This window comes from Caulobacter sp. FW305-C-30-S16 (assembly GCF_058783025.1).
The window spans coordinates 857,491-872,846 of sequence record NZ_JBYSYH010000001.1; the positions used below are offsets into that span (position 1 = coordinate 857,491).

A 15,356-nucleotide genomic window follows, 5' to 3' on the forward strand; every position below is an offset into this window, starting at 1 on the left:
GCTCGAAACCAGAACCCACGAACGGGCAGACCATGGCCAGACTTCCTTTCCTCCTAGGCGCCCTCGGCGCCGTTCTGTTGTTGTCGGCCTGCGGTGAGTCCGCGCCCGAGCAGCCGGTCGCTGTGCAGGCGCCGGCGGTCGGCCGCCTGACGGTGGCCTACAGCACGGTCGCGGACATCAAGCCGGTGTCGGCCACGCTGACCACGCGGGACATGGGCGAAGCCCGGTCGCGGATCTCGGGCGTCCTGGTGTCCCTGCGCGTGAAGGAAGGCGACCTGGTCCGCCAGGGGCAGCTGATCGCCACGGTCAGGGATGACCGGCTGGCCCTGGTGACGGCCTCCTACGACGCCCAGGTCGCGGCCGCGGCCGCCGACGCGGCGAGAGCGCAGGGCGACCTGACCCGCACCCGCACCCTGTTCAACCAGGGCATCTACGCCCAGGCCCGGATGGACCAGGTCGAGGCCATGGCCAAGGCGGCCAACGCCACCCTGGCCGCTGCGAAAGCCCAGCGGGCCGCCAGCGCCGAACTCGGCGCCCAGGGCGCTGTTCTGGCGCCCGCGTCCGGACGGGTTCTGGTCGCGGACGTGCCGGTCGGTTCGGTCGTCATGGCGGGCCAGTCGGTTGCGCGGGTTACCGCCGGGCCGACGGTCGTGCGGCTGGAGTTGCCCGAAGGCCAGGCCCGCACCCTGAAGGTCGGCGACGAGGTGCAGCTTTCCGCCGAGGACCTGCGCGGCGTCGCAGCCACCGGACGCGTCTCCCAGGTTTACCCCTCCGTCACCGCCGGGCAGGTCATCGCTGATGTGACCGCTCCGGGACTGCCGGAGGACCTCGTCGGCCAACGCGTCCGCGTCGGCGTAACGATCGGCCAGCGGCAGGCGCTGGTGGTCCCCCGGCGCTATGTCTCGACCCGCTACGGCATCGATTACGTCCGTCTGGCCGGTCGCGACGGGACGGTCTCGGAGGTTCCCGTGCAGACCACCGCCACACGGACGGCCGACGATGTTGAACTGCTGTCCGGCGTCCGCCCGGGCGATGTGCTGGTTCCGGCAGGGGCGAACCCATGAACCTCGGCCTCTCCGGACGCCTGACCCGGGCGACGATCAAGTCGCCGCTGACGCCGCTGTTTCTGCTCGCCGCCATCGCCGTCGGCCTGCTCGCGCTGGTGAGCATTCCGCGCGAGGAGGAACCGCAGATCAGCGTGCCGATGGTCGACATCATGGTCGCCGCGCCCGGCTTGCGCGCCCCTGACGCCGTTGAACTGGTCGGCAAGCCGCTCGAGACGATCGTCAAGAGCGTCGCCGAGGTCGAGCACGTCTACACCTTCGCCGACGACGACCAGGTCATGGTCACCGCCCGCTTCAAGGTCGGGGTCGATCCCGACGCGGCGGCCGTCCGCATCCACGAGAAGATCCGCGCGAACATGGACCGTATCCCTGCGGGGATCCCGGAGCCACTGATCCAGACCCGCGGCATCAACGATGTGCCCAGCCTTGTCCTGACCCTGTCGCCAAAGCCCGGCGCGGCGGGACAGTGGACCGACCAGGCGCTCTACGAACTGGCCGGCAAGCTCCGGACGGAAGTCGCCAAGGTCGACGATGTCGGCCTGACCTTCATCGCCGGCGGCCGGCCGCAGGAAATCCGCGTCGAACCCGATCCGGCGAAGCTCGCGCTGCACGGCGTGTCCCTGGGCGGCCTGATGGACGCCATCCGCCAGGCCAATCGCGCCTTCCCCGCCGGCCAGGTCCGCAATGACGGGCAAGCTGTCCAGGTCTCGGTTGGCCGCACCCTGACCAGTGTTGTCGATATCGGTCTGATCGCCCTGCCGTCCGCGCGCGGCGAGATGGTCTATGTCCGCGACGTCGCGGCCGTCATCGAGGCGCCGCGTGAGGATCAGGCCCGCGCATGGCGCTTCGCCCGGGTCGGCCAGGCCTGGAGCCAGGCGCCCGCCGTCAGCCTGGCCATCGCCAAGCGCAAGGGCGCGAACGCTGTCGTCGTGTCCCACGCGGTGCTCGCCCGGGTGGAGGCCCTCAAGGGAACCCTGCTGCCCGACAGTCTGAGCGTCGCGGTCACCCGCGACTACGGCGAGACAGCCAACGAGAAGGCCAACGAACTGCTGTTCCACCTCGGCCTCGCGACGCTGTCGATCGTCATCCTGATCGGTCTGGCGATCGGCTGGCGCGAGGCGGCGGTCACCGCCGTGGTCATCCCGACGACGATCCTGCTGACCCTCTTCGCCTCGAATCTGATGGGCTACACGATCAACCGGGTCAGCCTGTTCGCCCTGATCTTCTCCATCGGCATCCTTGTCGACGACGCCATCGTGATGATCGAGAACATCGCCCGCCACTGGGCGATGAACGACGATCGCAGCCGCATCGATGCGGCGGTCGAGGCCGTGGCCGAGGTCGGCAACCCGACCGTTGTGGCGACCCTGACGGTGGTCTCGGCGCTGTTGCCGATGCTCTTCGTGTCGGGGCTCATGGGCCCCTACATGGCGCCGATCCCGATCAACGCCTCGGCGGCCATGGTCTTCTCGTTCTTCGTCGCCGTGGTGATCGCGCCCTGGCTGATGGTCCGGTTCGCCCGCAAGACCCTGGCCGCCGGCGGCGGTTATCACGGCGAGGGGAAGCTCGGCGCGATCTACCGCAAGGTCGCCGGACAGGTGATCGCGACCCGCCGCAGCGCCTGGATCTTCCTGATCGCCGTGGGCGTCGCCACCCTGCTGGCCGGCGCGATGTTCGCCACCAGGACGGTGACGGTGAAGCTGCTGCCGTTCGACAACAAGTCCGAACTGCAGGTGGTCGTCGACCTGCCGGAGGGCACATCGCTTGAGGCGACCCAGCGGGTGCTGAACGACGCCGCGCTGATCACCCGGGCCCTGCCCGAGGTGATCGCTATCGACGCCTATGCCGGGACCGCCTCGCCGTTCAACTTCAACGGCCTGGTCCGGCACTACTACCTCCGCAACAAGCCCGAGATGGGCGACCTGTCCGTCGCTCTCGCGTCCAAGGACGAGCGGAGCCGCTCAAGCCATGTGATCGCTCTGGACCTGCGCAAACGGCTGGCCGCGCTGGCCCTGCCCGCGGGAGCGTCGATCAAGGTGGTCGAGGCGCCGCCCGGACCGCCGGTCATGGCCACCCTGCTGGCCGAGATCTACGGACCCGACGCGAAGACCCGCCGCGCCGTGGCCGAACGGGTCAAGGCGACGTTCAGGTCCGTGCCGTACATCGTCGATGTCGACGACAGCTACGGCCAGCCCCGGCCTGGTCTGCGCCTGGTTCCCGACCGTGACCGGCTGGAGGCGCTGCGCGTCACCGACCGCGACGTCTACGATTCGATCGGCGCGGCGCTCGGCGGCCAGGTGGTCGGCTACGCCCACCGCGGCGAAGGCCGCGACCCCCTGGAGATTTCCGTTCGCCTGCCACAGTCCTCGCGCAGCTGGGGCGAAGGCCTCGCGGCCATGCCGGTGGCCCAGTCGCAGACCGGCCGCCTGGTCGCGCTGGGCGAAGTGGTGACCGCCAGCGAGGAAGCCGGCTCGACGCACATCTTCCGCCGGGACGGGCGCGACGTGGACATGATCCTCGGCGAGCTCGCCGGCGCCTACGAGGCGCCGATCTACGGGATGATGGCCGTCGACAAGGCCATCAGGGAAGGGGAGTGGAAGGACGTTCCCAAGCCCGACATCCGCCTGAACGGCCAGCCGACGGACGAAAGTCGCCCGACCGTCCTGTGGGACGGCGAGTGGGAGATCACCTGGGTGACCTTCCGCGACATGGGCGCCGCCTTCGGGGTCGCGATCCTCGGCATCTATGTCCTGGTGGTCGCCCAGTTCAAAAGCTTCCGTCTGCCGCTGGTCATTCTCACCCCGATCCCGCTGACGCTGGTGGGCATCGTCATCGGTCACATCCTGTTCCAGGCGCCCTTCACGGCCACCTCGATGATCGGCTTCATCGCGCTGGCCGGGATCATTGTCCGCAACTCGATCCTGCTGGTCGACTTCATCCGCCACAGCCAGGGTGACGGCCGCCCGCTACGCGAGGTGCTGCTCGAGGCCGGCGCGATCCGGTTCAAGCCGATCGTGCTTACGGCGCTGGCGGCGATGATCGGCGCGGCGGTGATCCTGTTCGACCCGATTTTCCAGGGTCTGGCCATCTCGCTGCTGTTCGGCCTCGCGTCTTCCACCCTGCTGACCGTGCTGGTGATCCCGGCGATCTATGTGGTGCTGAGAGACGACCAGCCCCGGCGGACCGCCGCGGCATAGCGACCGCGGCGCGCAAACCGGCTTGAACATATATGCGCGGTTTCTACATTAGGCCCATGAGCAGCATCACCGCCGAACGCCCCCCCTCCAGCGAGCTGACCGAGCTGGCTGACAGCGCGCATGCGGCGGCCCGTATGCTCAAGCTGCTGGCGAGCGAACAGCGGCTGTTGATCCTGTGCAAGCTGATCGAAGGCGAGAGCTCGGTCGGCGACCTGTCGGCCCATGTCGGCCTTGCCCAGTCGGCCACCTCACAGCACCTGGCGAAGATGCGCGCCGAAGGTCTGGTCGCGACGCGGCGAGAGGCCCAGACGATCTACTACCGGCTCGATGATCCGGCGGCGATCCGCATGCTCGACACGCTGTGCGAGATCTACAAGCGCGACGGCTAGCGAGCGTCGCGGCCGCTACGCGCCCAGCGCCCGCCAGGCCACGTAGGCCCCGACCAGCAGAACCAGTCCGGCGAACAGACGTCGCGCCAGCAGCGCCCGGCCGGCTAGCAGCCCGGCGCCCTTCAGCCCGGCCCAGCCGCCCGCCGCGCCGCCCAGAATGAACAGACCGGCCACTGGCCAGTCGACCAGCCCGGACAACGCATAGTTGGCGGAGGTCGCCGCGCCGAACAGCGTGACCGACAGCAACGAGGACGCCGCGGCGTTGGCCAGGGTCATGCCTGTCGCCGCCATCAGACCGGGCACAATGAGGAAGCCGCCGCCGATGCCGAAGAAACCCGCGGCGAGTCCGGTCAGCAGGCCCAATGGCGCAAGCTTGAGCGTCAGTTGCCAGGTGATGTGAACGGCGGGATCGCCCTCGCTCTTCGGCCGGCGGAGCATTGACAGGGCGATCGCCGCCATCGCCATGGCGAAGAACAGCAGCAGTTGCTGGCCGTCGACCTGCTTGGCCAGGCTCGAGCCCATGAACGAGCCCGCCAGACCGGCGGCGGCGAAGACGGTCGCGCACGGCCACTTCACCCGCCCGCCTCGGCCGTGGCCGACCAGGTTGATCAGGGCGTTGACGGCGACGGCCGCGGCGGAGGTGCCAATAGCGATATGCGGGTCCCTGACCCCGACGACATAGAGCAGCAACGGCGTCGCCAGAACCGACCCGCCGCCGCCGAACAGGGCCAGCAGCAACCCGACGAGCGCGCCGCTCGCAACGGCCAGCGCGCCGCTCGAAAGTGTGATGTCGATCATCGGTCTGCTCCTGCCCGGCGGCCTGTCATGACGCTGGAGACGGCTTCAAGGACCGTCATGACGTCCGGATCAGCGATCCGGTAGAAGATGGTCTGCCCCTGACGGCGGGTCGCCACGACCCCGTCCTGGCGCAGGCGCGCGAGATGCTGCGACAGCGCCGATTGTGACAGGCCGACGTGCTCTGCGATTCGTCCGACGGACAGCTCCCCGGGGCGCAGAGCGCACAGCACCTGAAGACGCCGCGCGTTGGCCAGAACCCTCAGAAGGTCGGCCGCCGAATGGGCGTTGGCGACGAGGTCGACGTCGGTCTGGGCGCTCGCGATCATGAGCTCAATATATAGTCACTTGCTAATTTAGCAAGATGGCATATTTAGGCGATGAAGGAGATCCACATGACCGTTCATCAAAAGGCGTTCTTCCACGAGCCGACGTTCACGGTGACCTATCTGGTCTGGGACGAGGCGACCATGGCCGCAGCCGTCATCGATCCGGTGCTGGACTACGCGCCTGCCTCGGCAAAGGTCTCGACCGGCTTCGCGGACCGGGTCCTCGCGGCTGTCAGGGACCTGGGGCTGGACCTGCGCTACGTGCTCGAGACCCACGCTCACGCCGACCACCTGTCCGCCGCCGAGCACTTCCGCCGCGCCACGGGAGCCAAGGTGGTCATCGGCGAGCACATCGGCGAGGTCCAGGCCCACTTCGCCGCCCTCTTCGAAGCCGATGACGTCGTTCCGGACGGATCGGCCTTCGGGCGGCTTGTCGCCGACGGCGAAGTCATCGACCTCGGCGAGACGCCGATCCGGGTCCTGCACACCCCCGGCCATACCGCCGCCTGCGTGACCTATCTGATCGGCGACACCGCCTACGTCGGAGACACCCTCTTCATGCCGGACTACGGCACCGCCCGGACCGACTTCCCCGGCGGCGACGCCCACGCGCTGTACCGGTCGATCCGCCGCATCCTCGATCTGCCGCCCGAGACGCGTGTCTACGTCGGCCACGACTATCTGCCGGAAGGCCGGACCTCCTTCGTCTGGGAGACCACGGTGGCGGAGGAGCGCGCGCGGAACGTTCATATCCGGGACGGCGTTAGCGAGGCGGACTTCGTCGCGCTCCGGGAGCGCCGCGACGCCACCCTCGCGCCCCCCGCGCTGATCCTGCCGTCCCTGCAGGTCAACATCCGCGCCGGCGCCCTGCCGCCCGCGTCCTCGAACGGGCGCGTCTTTCTGAAGCTGCCCGTCACGGTCGCCTGACGTCCGACCACCGCACCAAAGGACTGGATTTCCGATGAGCTACTATTTCTCGAAGCTGCTCGACACGTCGTTTGACGAGGCGGTCACCCGAACGAAGTCCGCGCTCGCGCACGAGGGCTTCGGGGTCATCAGCGAAATCGACATTCGCCAGACCCTGAAGACAAAGATCGGCGCGGAGTTTCGCCCCTACCTGATCCTCGGCGCCTGCAACCCGGCCCTGGCCCATGAGGCGCTCCTGCTGGAGGACAAGGTGGGTCTCATGCTGCCCTGCAACGTCATCGTCCAGGAGGCTGACGACGGCCAGATCGAGGTCGCCGCCATCGATCCCGCCGCCTCGATGCAATCGATCGAAAACGCCGCGCTGAAGGCCCAGGCCGCCATCGTCGGCGAGAAGCTCAGGGCGGCGATCGACCGCCTGTAGCGGAAACGTCAGCCCAGCGTCCGCAGATATCCCACGCTCGCCTCGACGCTCGGCCAGTAGGGTTTGGGCGGGAAGTCGTGCTCGACGAACATGTGCTCGACCCCCGCGGCCTTGCCGGCGGCGATCAGGGCAGGGAAGTCGAGCGTGCCCGAGCCTACGTCGGTCATCTTGCCGTCCGCTGCGAAGTCCTTGAGGTGCAGCAGCTTCACCCGGCCGGCGAGCTTTTCGATCATCGCCTGCGGATCCTCGCCGGCGGTCTTCAGCCAGAAGACATCCAGTTCAAAGAACAGCAGCGCAGGGTCGGAGTCGCCGACCAGCACGTCGAACGGCCGGAACCCGCGGGCGGTGTCGAACTCAAAGTGGTGGTGGTGGTAGGCGAAGCGGAAGCCCTCGTCCCGGGCCTGCCGGGCGAAGGTCTGCGCCTGGGAGAGGACCGCTTTCCAGTCCGCCTCGTTTGGATCGACGAAGGGCAGCACGATGAAGCGGCAGCCCAGGGTTCTGGCGACCTCAAGCACCCGCCCGGGCTGCCCGACGAGATCGGCCAGGCCGATGTGCACGGACGGACAGTCGAGCGCGATGTCCTGCATCCGCGCGGCCAGCGGCGCGAAGTCCATGTCGAGCGGGGCGGCGAACTCGACCGCGTCGTAGCCTGCCGCGCGGATGCGCTCGAGCGTGCCGAGCGGATCCTCCGCGAACGGCTTGCGCAGGGTGTAGAGCTGGAGGCCGACGGGCGTCATCAGAGGGCTCCTTGTTCGAGCAAATCAGCCGCATGGTTCGCCGCCCGCGCGGTCAGCGCCATGTAGGTGAGCGAGGGATTCATCGAGGCGCTGGAGGCCATCACCGCCCCGTCGGAGCAGAACAGGTTCGGCGCCTCGTGCGCCTGTCCCCAGCCGTTGAACACCGAGGTCGCCGGGTCGCGTCCCATGCGGGCCGTGCCCATCTCGTGGATGCGGTCGCCCGGCGGCGTCAGCTCCGCGCTGGCCGCCTCCCAGTCGGTGATGTCGGTGCAGCCGGCGGCCGCGAGCATCTCCGCCGCATCCCGCGCCGCCGCCCGCATCATGGCGTACTCGTTGGGCCCGTGCGTGGCGCCGATGACCGGCACCGGAATACCCCAGCTGTCCCTTCGCGTGGCGGACAGCGTGACGCGGTTCTCGGGGTCGGGCAGCACCTCGCCGAACGGCAGCAGCGAGAACCGCCAGCCCCGGTGGCCCTCATCCTCGTCACCCGTCCCCACGCCCTGGACGGCGCCTTCGACATTGCGGGAGCGGACCGCGCCCCCCTGCATGCCGAAGCCGCGGACGTACGGTTTGTCGGACTCCGTGACGTTGGCGTAGCGCGGGATGTAGATGCCGGTCGGTCGGTCATTCTGGAACGGCACGTCGCCGAAGCCCGGGATGCTGCCGACGATCGGCTTGGTGCTGACGTGGTCCATCAGGTTGCGGCCGACCTGGTCGCTGCCGTTGGCCAGGCCGCGCGGGAAGGCCTCGGACTTCGAGTTCAGCAACAGGGCGGCGGTGTTGATCGCCGAGGCGTTGAGGAACACGATCCGCGCCTCGAACACCTCGCCGGACTTGTCCAGCCGGTTGATCGTCCGCACCCCGGTCACCCGGCCCGTCGCCGGGTCATGGATGACGCTCTCGACGACGCGGTCGGTCAGGACGGTCAGATTGCCGGTCTTCTGCGCCGCCGGCAGGGTCGCAGCCTGGCTTGAGAAGTAGGCGCCGAACGGACAGCCGTGATGGCACTTCACATGCTGTTCGCAGCGCCTGCGGCCGACGTCCATCTGCGCCTTGGCGACGCGGCTGAGGTTGGCCGTCCGCCCCATGATCATCCGGCGCGTGGGGAAGTCCGCCTCGATCCGCGCCTTGGCCGCCAGCTCGACGTCGTTGAACGGAAAGGCCGGCAGGAAGTCGCCATCGGGCAACTGCTCCAGGCCGTCGTAGTCGCCGCTGATCCCGGCGAAGGCCTCGACATGGTCGTACCAGGACTCCAGGTCCTCGTAGCGGATCGGCCAGTCGACGCCGTGGCCGTCCTGCAGGTTGGACAGGAAGTCCTGCGGCGCCCAGCGGTAGGATTGCCGTCCCCAGGTCAGCGACCGTCCGCCCAGATGATAGCCGCGGATCCAGCGATAGGGCTTGCCGGGAACCGTCTCGTAAGGGTGGTCGTGATCGCTGGCCCAGAGGGCCTTGTTGGAGTTGAAAAGGGCGTAGGTGACCCCGACGTGGTAGGGGTAGTGCAGGTCACGCTCCGGCTGGGGGATCTGGTCGTCCCTCCGGCGGAGCTTGAGCGACAGATCATGGCTCTGGTCAGGCCCGTTGGTGACCTCCGGACCACGCTCGAGCATCAGCACCTTCAGGCCGCGCTCGCAGAGCTCCTTGGCCGCCCAGCCTCCGCTGATCCCGGACCCGACCACAATGGCGTCGAACATCACGCCGCTCCCTTCAACTCGAACTGCGAGATGGCCGCCGCAAGCGCCGGGACGGGCTCGCCTCGGGGCACGAACTCATGCCCCACCCAGTGGCGGTAGCCGAGGTGGCGCAGCAGCCCCGCGATGGCCGGCCAGTTGATTTCCTGACGGTCGTCGAGGTCGCGACGGCCGGGTGCGCCGGCGGTGTGGACATGGCCGATCAGGTCGATGTTGGCGCGGATCGTCCGCATCAGATCGCCCTCCATCAGCTGCATGTGGTAGCCGTCGTAGAGCAGCCGCAGGGCCGGCGAGCCGACGCCGCGGACCACCGCCGCGCCGAAGTCCGTCCGGTCGCACTGGTGGCCGGGATGGTCGACCTTGCTGTTGAGCAGTTCCATCAGCAGTCGCACCCCCGCCGCCTCGGCATGGGCCACCACGGGCGCGAGACCCTCGATACAGGCGTCGATGGCCGGCCCGTCGGCGCCGTCGCCGATGCGGTTGCCGGAGAAGACGATAACCGCCTCGCAACCGCCGGCGGCGGCTGTGTCGATGTTGCGGCGAACCTCGTCGGTCAGATCGGCGTGCAGGGAGCGGTCGTTGAAGCCGCGCTCAAGCGTATGGCCGGTCAGGGTGACGATCGACAGCCCGGCGTCTTTCGCTACCGGCCAGAGCGGCTCGGGCAGCATCTCCACGCCCTGGGCTCCGGCCGCGGCGGCCTCGCGCAGCAAGGTCTTGGGGTCGACCTCCCGACCGGCGGTGAACGACCACCAGGCGAAACTCTGCCGGATCATGCGCTGTCTCCAAGGGCGGTCCAGCGGCCGTCGGCGGCGGCGCTGCGCACGGACGCCTCGATGAACCGGACACCTTCGACGCCGGCGGTGACGCCGGGCAGGTGGGTCGCAGGCGCCGGCCGGCCTGCCTTGTGCGCGGCCACCAGATCCGCAGCGTCGGCGTAGATCTGCGCGAAACCTTCCAGATAGCCTTCGGGATGGCCCGCCGGGATGCGCGTCGCCGCCTGCGCGGCCGCTGACAGGCCGGGCCCGCCGCGCCGCAGAATCTGCGGCGGCTGGCCGAGCGCCGTGTAACGGAGGAAATCCGGATCCTCCTGCGACCACTCCAGCCCGCCGGTCTCGCCGTAAATCCGAAGCCGCAACCCGTTCGCGGCTCCAACCGCGACCTGGCTGGCCCAGAGCTGTCCCCGCGCGCCGCCGGCCCAGCGCAGTCGCAGCTGGACGTCGTCATCGAGCCGCCGGCCGGCGACAAACCGCGAGGTCTCGGCGCTGACCTGATCGGCTGCCGCGCCGACGACATAGGTCGCCAGGTGGTAGGCATGGGTGGCGATGTCGCCCAGCGCCCCGCCGGGCCCCGCCTGCGCCGGATCGCCCCGCCAGTCCGCCTGCTTGTTGCCGGGCAGCGCCGTGGCCAGCCAGTCCTGGGCGTACTCGGCCTGGACCACCCGGATCGCGCCGAGCGTTCCGGCCGCCACCATGGCCCGCATCTGCCGGACCATCGCATAGCCGCTGTAGTTGTGGGTCAACACGAACGGCGCGCCCGTTCGCGCCACGGTGTCGGCCAGGTCCAGGGCGTCCGCCAGACCGGTGGTCAGGGGCTTGTCGCAGATCACCGCGATGCCGGCCTCGAGGAACGCCTTCGCCGGGCCGTGATGCAGGTGATTGGGCGTGACGATGGCCACGGCGTCGATCCGGTCGGGCCGCGTCGCCTCCGCCTGCGCCATCGCCCGCCAGTCGCCGTAGCAGCGCTCGTCGCTGAGACCGAGCTCCTGGCCAAATGCGCGCGAGCGTCCGGCGTCGCCGCTGAACGCGCCCGCGACCAGGGTCCAGCGGTCATCAAGCCGCGCGGCCATACGGTGCACGCCGCCGATGAAAGCGCCTTCGCCGCCCCCGATCATCCCCAGCGAAAGACGCATCTCAGCGGTCGAGGCCCAGCAGTCGCCGATTGGCCGCCGCGTCGACGTCCGTGGCCAGGAAGTCGTCGAAGCTCTTGCCGGTCACCTGGATGATATGGTCGCGGATGAAGGTCGCGCCTTCCCGGGCGCCCTGAACGGGGTCCTTGAGCGCACACTCCCATTCCAGCACCGCCCAGCCCTGGTAGCCGTACTGGGCGAACTTGGAGAAGATGGCCTTGAAGTCGATCTGGCCGTCGCCGAGCGAGCGGAACCGGCCGGCGCGTTCCTTCCACGGCGCATAGCCGCTGTAGACGCCCTGCCGCCCGGTCGGCCGGAACTCGGCGTCCTTGACGTGAAACATCCGGATCCGCTCGTGATAGAGGTCGATGTATTCCAGGTAGTCCAACTGCTGCAGCAGGAAGTGGCTGGGATCGTACAGCAGGCAGGCGCGCGGATGATGATCCACGCGGTCCCAGAACATCTCCACGGTCGTGCCGTCGAACAGGTCTTCGCTCGGGTGGATCTCGTAGCAGAGGTCGACCCCGGCCTCGTCGAACGCATCGAGAATCGGCCGCCAGCGGCGGGCCAGCTCGTCGAACGCTTCCTCGATCAGCCCGGCCGGCCGCTGCGGATAAGGATAGAGATAGGGCCAGGCCAGCGAACCTGAAAAGGTGACGTGGGCCGGAAGGCCCATCCGCTTCGAGGCCTTCGCCCCCAGCAGGACCTGCTCTACAGCCCATTCCTGGCGGGCCTTGGGGTTGCCCCGCACCCGCGCCGGCGCCGAGCCGTCGAACATCTCGTCATAGGCCGGATGGACCGCGACCATCTGCCCCTGGGTGTGGGTCGACAGTTCCGACACCTCAAGCCCGGCGGCCGCCAGAACGCCCTTCACCTCGTCGCAGTAGGCGTCGCTTTCGGCGGCCAGCTTCAGGTCGAACAGCCGTCGGTCCCAGGTCGGGATCTGGACTCCCTTGTAGCCGAGCTCGCCGGCCCAGCGGGCGATGGACTCCAGGCTGTTGAACGGCGACTCGTCGCCGGCGAACTGCGCCAGAAAGATAGCCGGGCCCTTCATGCATCCTCCTCCAGAGGGCCGCCTGCATCGGACCGCCCATCCCTTGTCCGCAGGAAGCTAGCATGCGCGGAGCCTTTGGCGAGCGGGTCGTTCACCTTCGCCGGGCTTGCAGTTGACGTCGGGCGGCCAAGCACGGCGAACTTCGCAGACCGCGACTCTGCGGACCCGGGGGGAAGCCTTGCAGACCGATCTGATTCAGTGGGCCGTCTTCGGCGGCCTGACCGCGCTCATGGCCATCCTCACGGGCTGGCAGGTTGCGCGAATGGGCGGTCGCTCCAGCGACTCGAACCGTGAGTACTTCCTCGCCGGCGGCAACCTTACCTGGCCGTTCATCGCCGGCTCGATCACCCTGACCAATCTCTCGACCGACCAGCTGGTCGGGATGAACGGCAACCAGATGCTGCTGCTCGCCTGGTGGGAGCTCTCGGCCATCGTCGGCCTCCTGATGCTCTGCTGGATCTTCCTGCCGATCTATTATCGCAACAACTGCACCACCACGACCGAACTGCTGGAGCGCAAGTACGGCTCGAAACACCTGCGGGCCGTTGTGTCGGTGCTGTTCCTGCTCGGCAACGTGTTCATCTATCTGCCGATCATGCTCTACACGGGCTCGCTGTTCCTCAAGACGATGTTCGGGGTCGAGATTCCGCTGATCGTCATCGCCGCCGCGATGGCGATCCTGGGCGGAGCCTACGCGATCGGCGGAGGTCTGCGCGCCGTCGCGGTCTACGACACCATTTCAGGGATCGGCGTGCTCGGCATGGCTCTTCTGGTGATGGTTCTGGCGATGGCGGCGATCGACTTCGATTTCAGCGGCATCCCCGCCGACCGCCTGAGCATGATCGGCGGCAAGGACTCGCCGATCCCCTGGCAGACCCTGCTGACGGGGATGATCTTCATCCAGATGTTCTACTGGAGCACCAACCAGACGATCACCCAGCGGGCGATGGCCGCGCCCAGCCTTCGGGAAGGGCAGAAGGGCGTCCTGGCCGCCGCGGTGATCCGCCTGCTGATCGTCCCCGCGATCGTCGTCGTCCCCGGCGTCGCCGCCTACAAGCTCTTCGGAGACGCCGGCGACGCGACCTACGGCCGGGTCGTCGCGATGGTGATGCCGGGCTGGCTGTCGGGCGCCTTCGCCGCCTTCATGGCCGCGGCGCTGCTCACCAGCTACACCTCGGTGCTGAATTCGTCCGTCACGCTGTACGTCTGCGACCTGCACGAGAAGTTCGTCGCCGAGAAGCCGAACGTCGGTCGGCTGAACACCATCATCTCGCTGACCTTCATGGTGCTCTCGGTCCTGCTGGTGCCCGTCTACATGGGCGCGGCGTCGATCATAAACCTGGTCCAGCAGCTCAACGGCCTGCTGTCGATGCCGATCCTGTCAGCCTTCATCGTCGGCCTGATGTTCCGCAACGTGGACGCCCGCGCGGTCATGGGTGCGGTCGTATTCGGAACCCTGCTCTATGCCGGGTTCACCTTCGTCTGGACGCCGACCCACTACATCCACCTGATGGTCGTGACGCTGGGCGCCTGTGTCGCCTTCGCCCTCAGCGTCAATCGGATTGTCTTCGGCAAGCGGGCGACGCTGGTCGACTCGGTGAGAACCCGCATCGGTCTGAAGCCTGGTCGGACATGACAGCCATGACAGCTGTTCATCCGGACGCGGATCGAGAGGTCGGGCGGCGACGCTTCGCCCTCTCAACCGGACGGCCCCGGACAAACAGCCTTCGAGGCTCTGAACCCTAGTGGGTCGGCGCCGCCATGGTCGTGCGGGCGGTGACCTTCGCCCGTTCGGCCGTCCGGGCTTCGGGGCTCAGCGGGATGAGCCCGCGATCGACGAGATAACCTCCAGGGCCGCTGGCGGCGTCTGACACGAACGCGTTGACATACGCCTGCAGGCCCGGAATCACGTCGAGGTTGGACTTCTTGACGTAGATGAACAGCGACCGAGACAGCGGATAGGATCCGTCGCTGATGGTCGCCAGGGTCGGGGCGACGCCGCCGACCGTGATGGGCGCGACCTGGTCGCGGTTCTCATCGAGGAAGGAGTACCCAAAGACGCCCAACGCCCCGGGGGTTTTGGTCAGGGTGCCGATGATCGCGTTGTCGTTCTCGCCCGAGTCCACCCAGGCGCCGTCTGCGCGCAGGAGGCTGCTGCGGGTCTTGAAGGCCTTCTCGTCGCTTCCCTTCAGCGCCTTGAGCACGGGATCCTTCGCGGCGCCCGCCTCCATGGCCAGTTCCAGGAAGGCGTCCCGCGTGCCGGAGGTCGGCGGCGGCCCGTATACCTGGATGCGCTTCGCCGGAAGACCGGCCGCGACATCCGCCCAGGTCCTGGCTCCGTTCGGCGCAAAGCCGCCGGCCGCCGGCAGGTCCGCGGCGAGCGCGCGGTGGATGTCGGCCAGCGACAGGTTGAACGGCGCGTTCTGACGGCCGGTGGCGATGACCACACCGTCGTAGCCGATGCGGATCTCGATCAGGTCGGTGACGCCGTTGGCGGCGCACTGCTCGAACTCGGAAGCCTTCATCGCGCGGGAGGCGTTCGCGATGTCGGGATAGCTCGACCCCGTGCCGCCGCAGAACAGCTTGAAACCGCCGCCGGTGCCGAGGGACTCGACCTTGGCCGTGGGGCCGCCGGTCGTCCGGGCCACGTTCTCGGCGACCCGGGTGGCGAAGGGGAAGACCGTGGACGAACCCGCGGCCCAGGGGCCGGCGCGGGTTCCACTGGAAGACGGCGCCGGCTTGCTGTCACAGCCCGCGGTCATCAGGACGCCGACGCCGGCGACAAGGCAGAAGAAGGTGCGCATGGGGTGTCCTCGAATCCGTGGGCTGACTGTCGCTTCAAGTATCGT

At 68.5% G+C, this 15,356-nt stretch carries 14 protein-coding genes; 6 read left to right on the top strand and 8 right to left on the bottom strand.

Features of this window, described 5'->3' with window-relative positions; all coding sequences use genetic code 11:
• Positions 1-32: 32 nt before the first annotated feature.
• Genes AC3WJT_RS04130 through AC3WJT_RS04140 form a run of 3 tightly spaced genes read left to right on the top strand, consistent with a single transcriptional unit; the run spans position 33 to position 4,650 of the window.
• A complete protein-coding gene (locus AC3WJT_RS04130) occupies positions 33-1,064 on the top strand; it encodes an efflux RND transporter periplasmic adaptor subunit (protein ID WP_492341795.1) in 1,032 nt (343 codons plus the stop codon).
• Complete coding sequence (locus tag AC3WJT_RS04135) at positions 1,061-4,261, top strand: efflux RND transporter permease subunit (RefSeq protein WP_492341796.1); 3,201 nt, start codon at positions 1,061-1,063, stop codon at positions 4,259-4,261. The genes AC3WJT_RS04130 and AC3WJT_RS04135 overlap by 4 nt, the downstream gene beginning before the upstream one ends.
• 56 nt (positions 4,262-4,317) lie before the next feature.
• On the top strand, positions 4,318-4,650 hold the full coding sequence (locus AC3WJT_RS04140; protein WP_492341797.1) for an ArsR/SmtB family transcription factor: 333 nt from the start codon (positions 4,318-4,320) through the stop codon (positions 4,648-4,650).
• Positions 4,651-4,665: 15 nt separating this feature from the next.
• Here AC3WJT_RS04140 and AC3WJT_RS04145 read toward each other — a convergent pair whose 3' ends face one another.
• Positions 4,666-5,445 (bottom strand): sulfite exporter TauE/SafE family protein, encoded by a 780-nt coding sequence (locus AC3WJT_RS04145; protein ID WP_492342369.1) that lies wholly within the window; start codon positions 5,443-5,445, stop codon positions 4,666-4,668.
• Entirely contained in the window at positions 5,445-5,774 is a 330-nt protein-coding gene (locus tag AC3WJT_RS04150) for an ArsR/SmtB family transcription factor (RefSeq protein ID WP_492341798.1), read from the bottom strand. The genes AC3WJT_RS04145 and AC3WJT_RS04150 overlap by 1 nt, the downstream gene beginning before the upstream one ends.
• Positions 5,775-5,840: 66 nt before the next feature.
• Here AC3WJT_RS04150 and AC3WJT_RS04155 point away from each other — a divergent pair, with 66 nt between their 5' ends.
• A complete protein-coding gene (locus tag AC3WJT_RS04155) occupies positions 5,841-6,701 on the top strand; it encodes an MBL fold metallo-hydrolase (RefSeq protein ID WP_492341799.1) in 861 nt (286 codons plus the stop codon).
• Between the two features lie 34 nt (positions 6,702-6,735).
• A complete protein-coding gene (locus AC3WJT_RS04160; protein ID WP_492341800.1) occupies positions 6,736-7,122 on the top strand; it encodes a DUF302 domain-containing protein in 387 nt (128 codons plus the stop codon).
• A gap of 8 nt (positions 7,123-7,130) precedes the next feature.
• On the opposite strand, the gene AC3WJT_RS04165 is transcribed toward AC3WJT_RS04160, so the two are convergent.
• The 5 genes from AC3WJT_RS04165 to AC3WJT_RS04185 are packed head-to-tail and all read right to left on the bottom strand — an operon-like array spanning position 7,131 to position 12,507.
• Positions 7,131-7,859, bottom strand: a complete 729-nt coding sequence (locus AC3WJT_RS04165; RefSeq protein WP_492341801.1) for a sugar phosphate isomerase/epimerase family protein — start codon at positions 7,857-7,859, stop codon at positions 7,131-7,133.
• The gene (locus AC3WJT_RS04170) at positions 7,859-9,550 is read right to left on the bottom strand and encodes a GMC oxidoreductase (protein ID WP_492341802.1); all 1,692 of its coding nucleotides are present in this window, start codon (positions 9,548-9,550) and stop codon (positions 7,859-7,861) included. The genes AC3WJT_RS04165 and AC3WJT_RS04170 overlap by 1 nt, the downstream gene beginning before the upstream one ends.
• On the bottom strand, positions 9,550-10,320 hold the full coding sequence (locus AC3WJT_RS04175) for a TIM barrel protein (protein ID WP_492341803.1): 771 nt from the start codon (positions 10,318-10,320) through the stop codon (positions 9,550-9,552). The genes AC3WJT_RS04170 and AC3WJT_RS04175 overlap by 1 nt, the downstream gene beginning before the upstream one ends.
• On the bottom strand, positions 10,317-11,456 hold the full coding sequence (locus AC3WJT_RS04180; protein WP_492341804.1) for a Gfo/Idh/MocA family protein: 1,140 nt from the start codon (positions 11,454-11,456) through the stop codon (positions 10,317-10,319). Before AC3WJT_RS04180 ends, AC3WJT_RS04175 begins: the two co-directional genes overlap by 4 nt.
• Position 11,457: 1 nt before the next feature.
• The gene (locus AC3WJT_RS04185) at positions 11,458-12,507 is read right to left on the bottom strand and encodes a sugar phosphate isomerase/epimerase family protein (RefSeq protein ID WP_492341805.1); all 1,050 of its coding nucleotides are present in this window, start codon (positions 12,505-12,507) and stop codon (positions 11,458-11,460) included.
• Positions 12,508-12,685: 178 nt separating this feature from the next.
• On the opposite strand from AC3WJT_RS04185, the gene AC3WJT_RS04190 reads away from it, so the two are divergent.
• Positions 12,686-14,143, top strand: coding sequence for an SLC5 family protein (locus AC3WJT_RS04190; protein WP_492341806.1), 1,458 nt, complete (start codon positions 12,686-12,688; stop codon positions 14,141-14,143).
• A gap of 106 nt (positions 14,144-14,249) precedes the next feature.
• Here AC3WJT_RS04190 and AC3WJT_RS04195 read toward each other — a convergent pair whose 3' ends face one another.
• The gene (locus AC3WJT_RS04195; protein ID WP_492341807.1) at positions 14,250-15,311 is read right to left on the bottom strand and encodes a substrate-binding domain-containing protein; all 1,062 of its coding nucleotides are present in this window, start codon (positions 15,309-15,311) and stop codon (positions 14,250-14,252) included.
• Positions 15,312-15,356 lie beyond the last annotated feature (45 nt).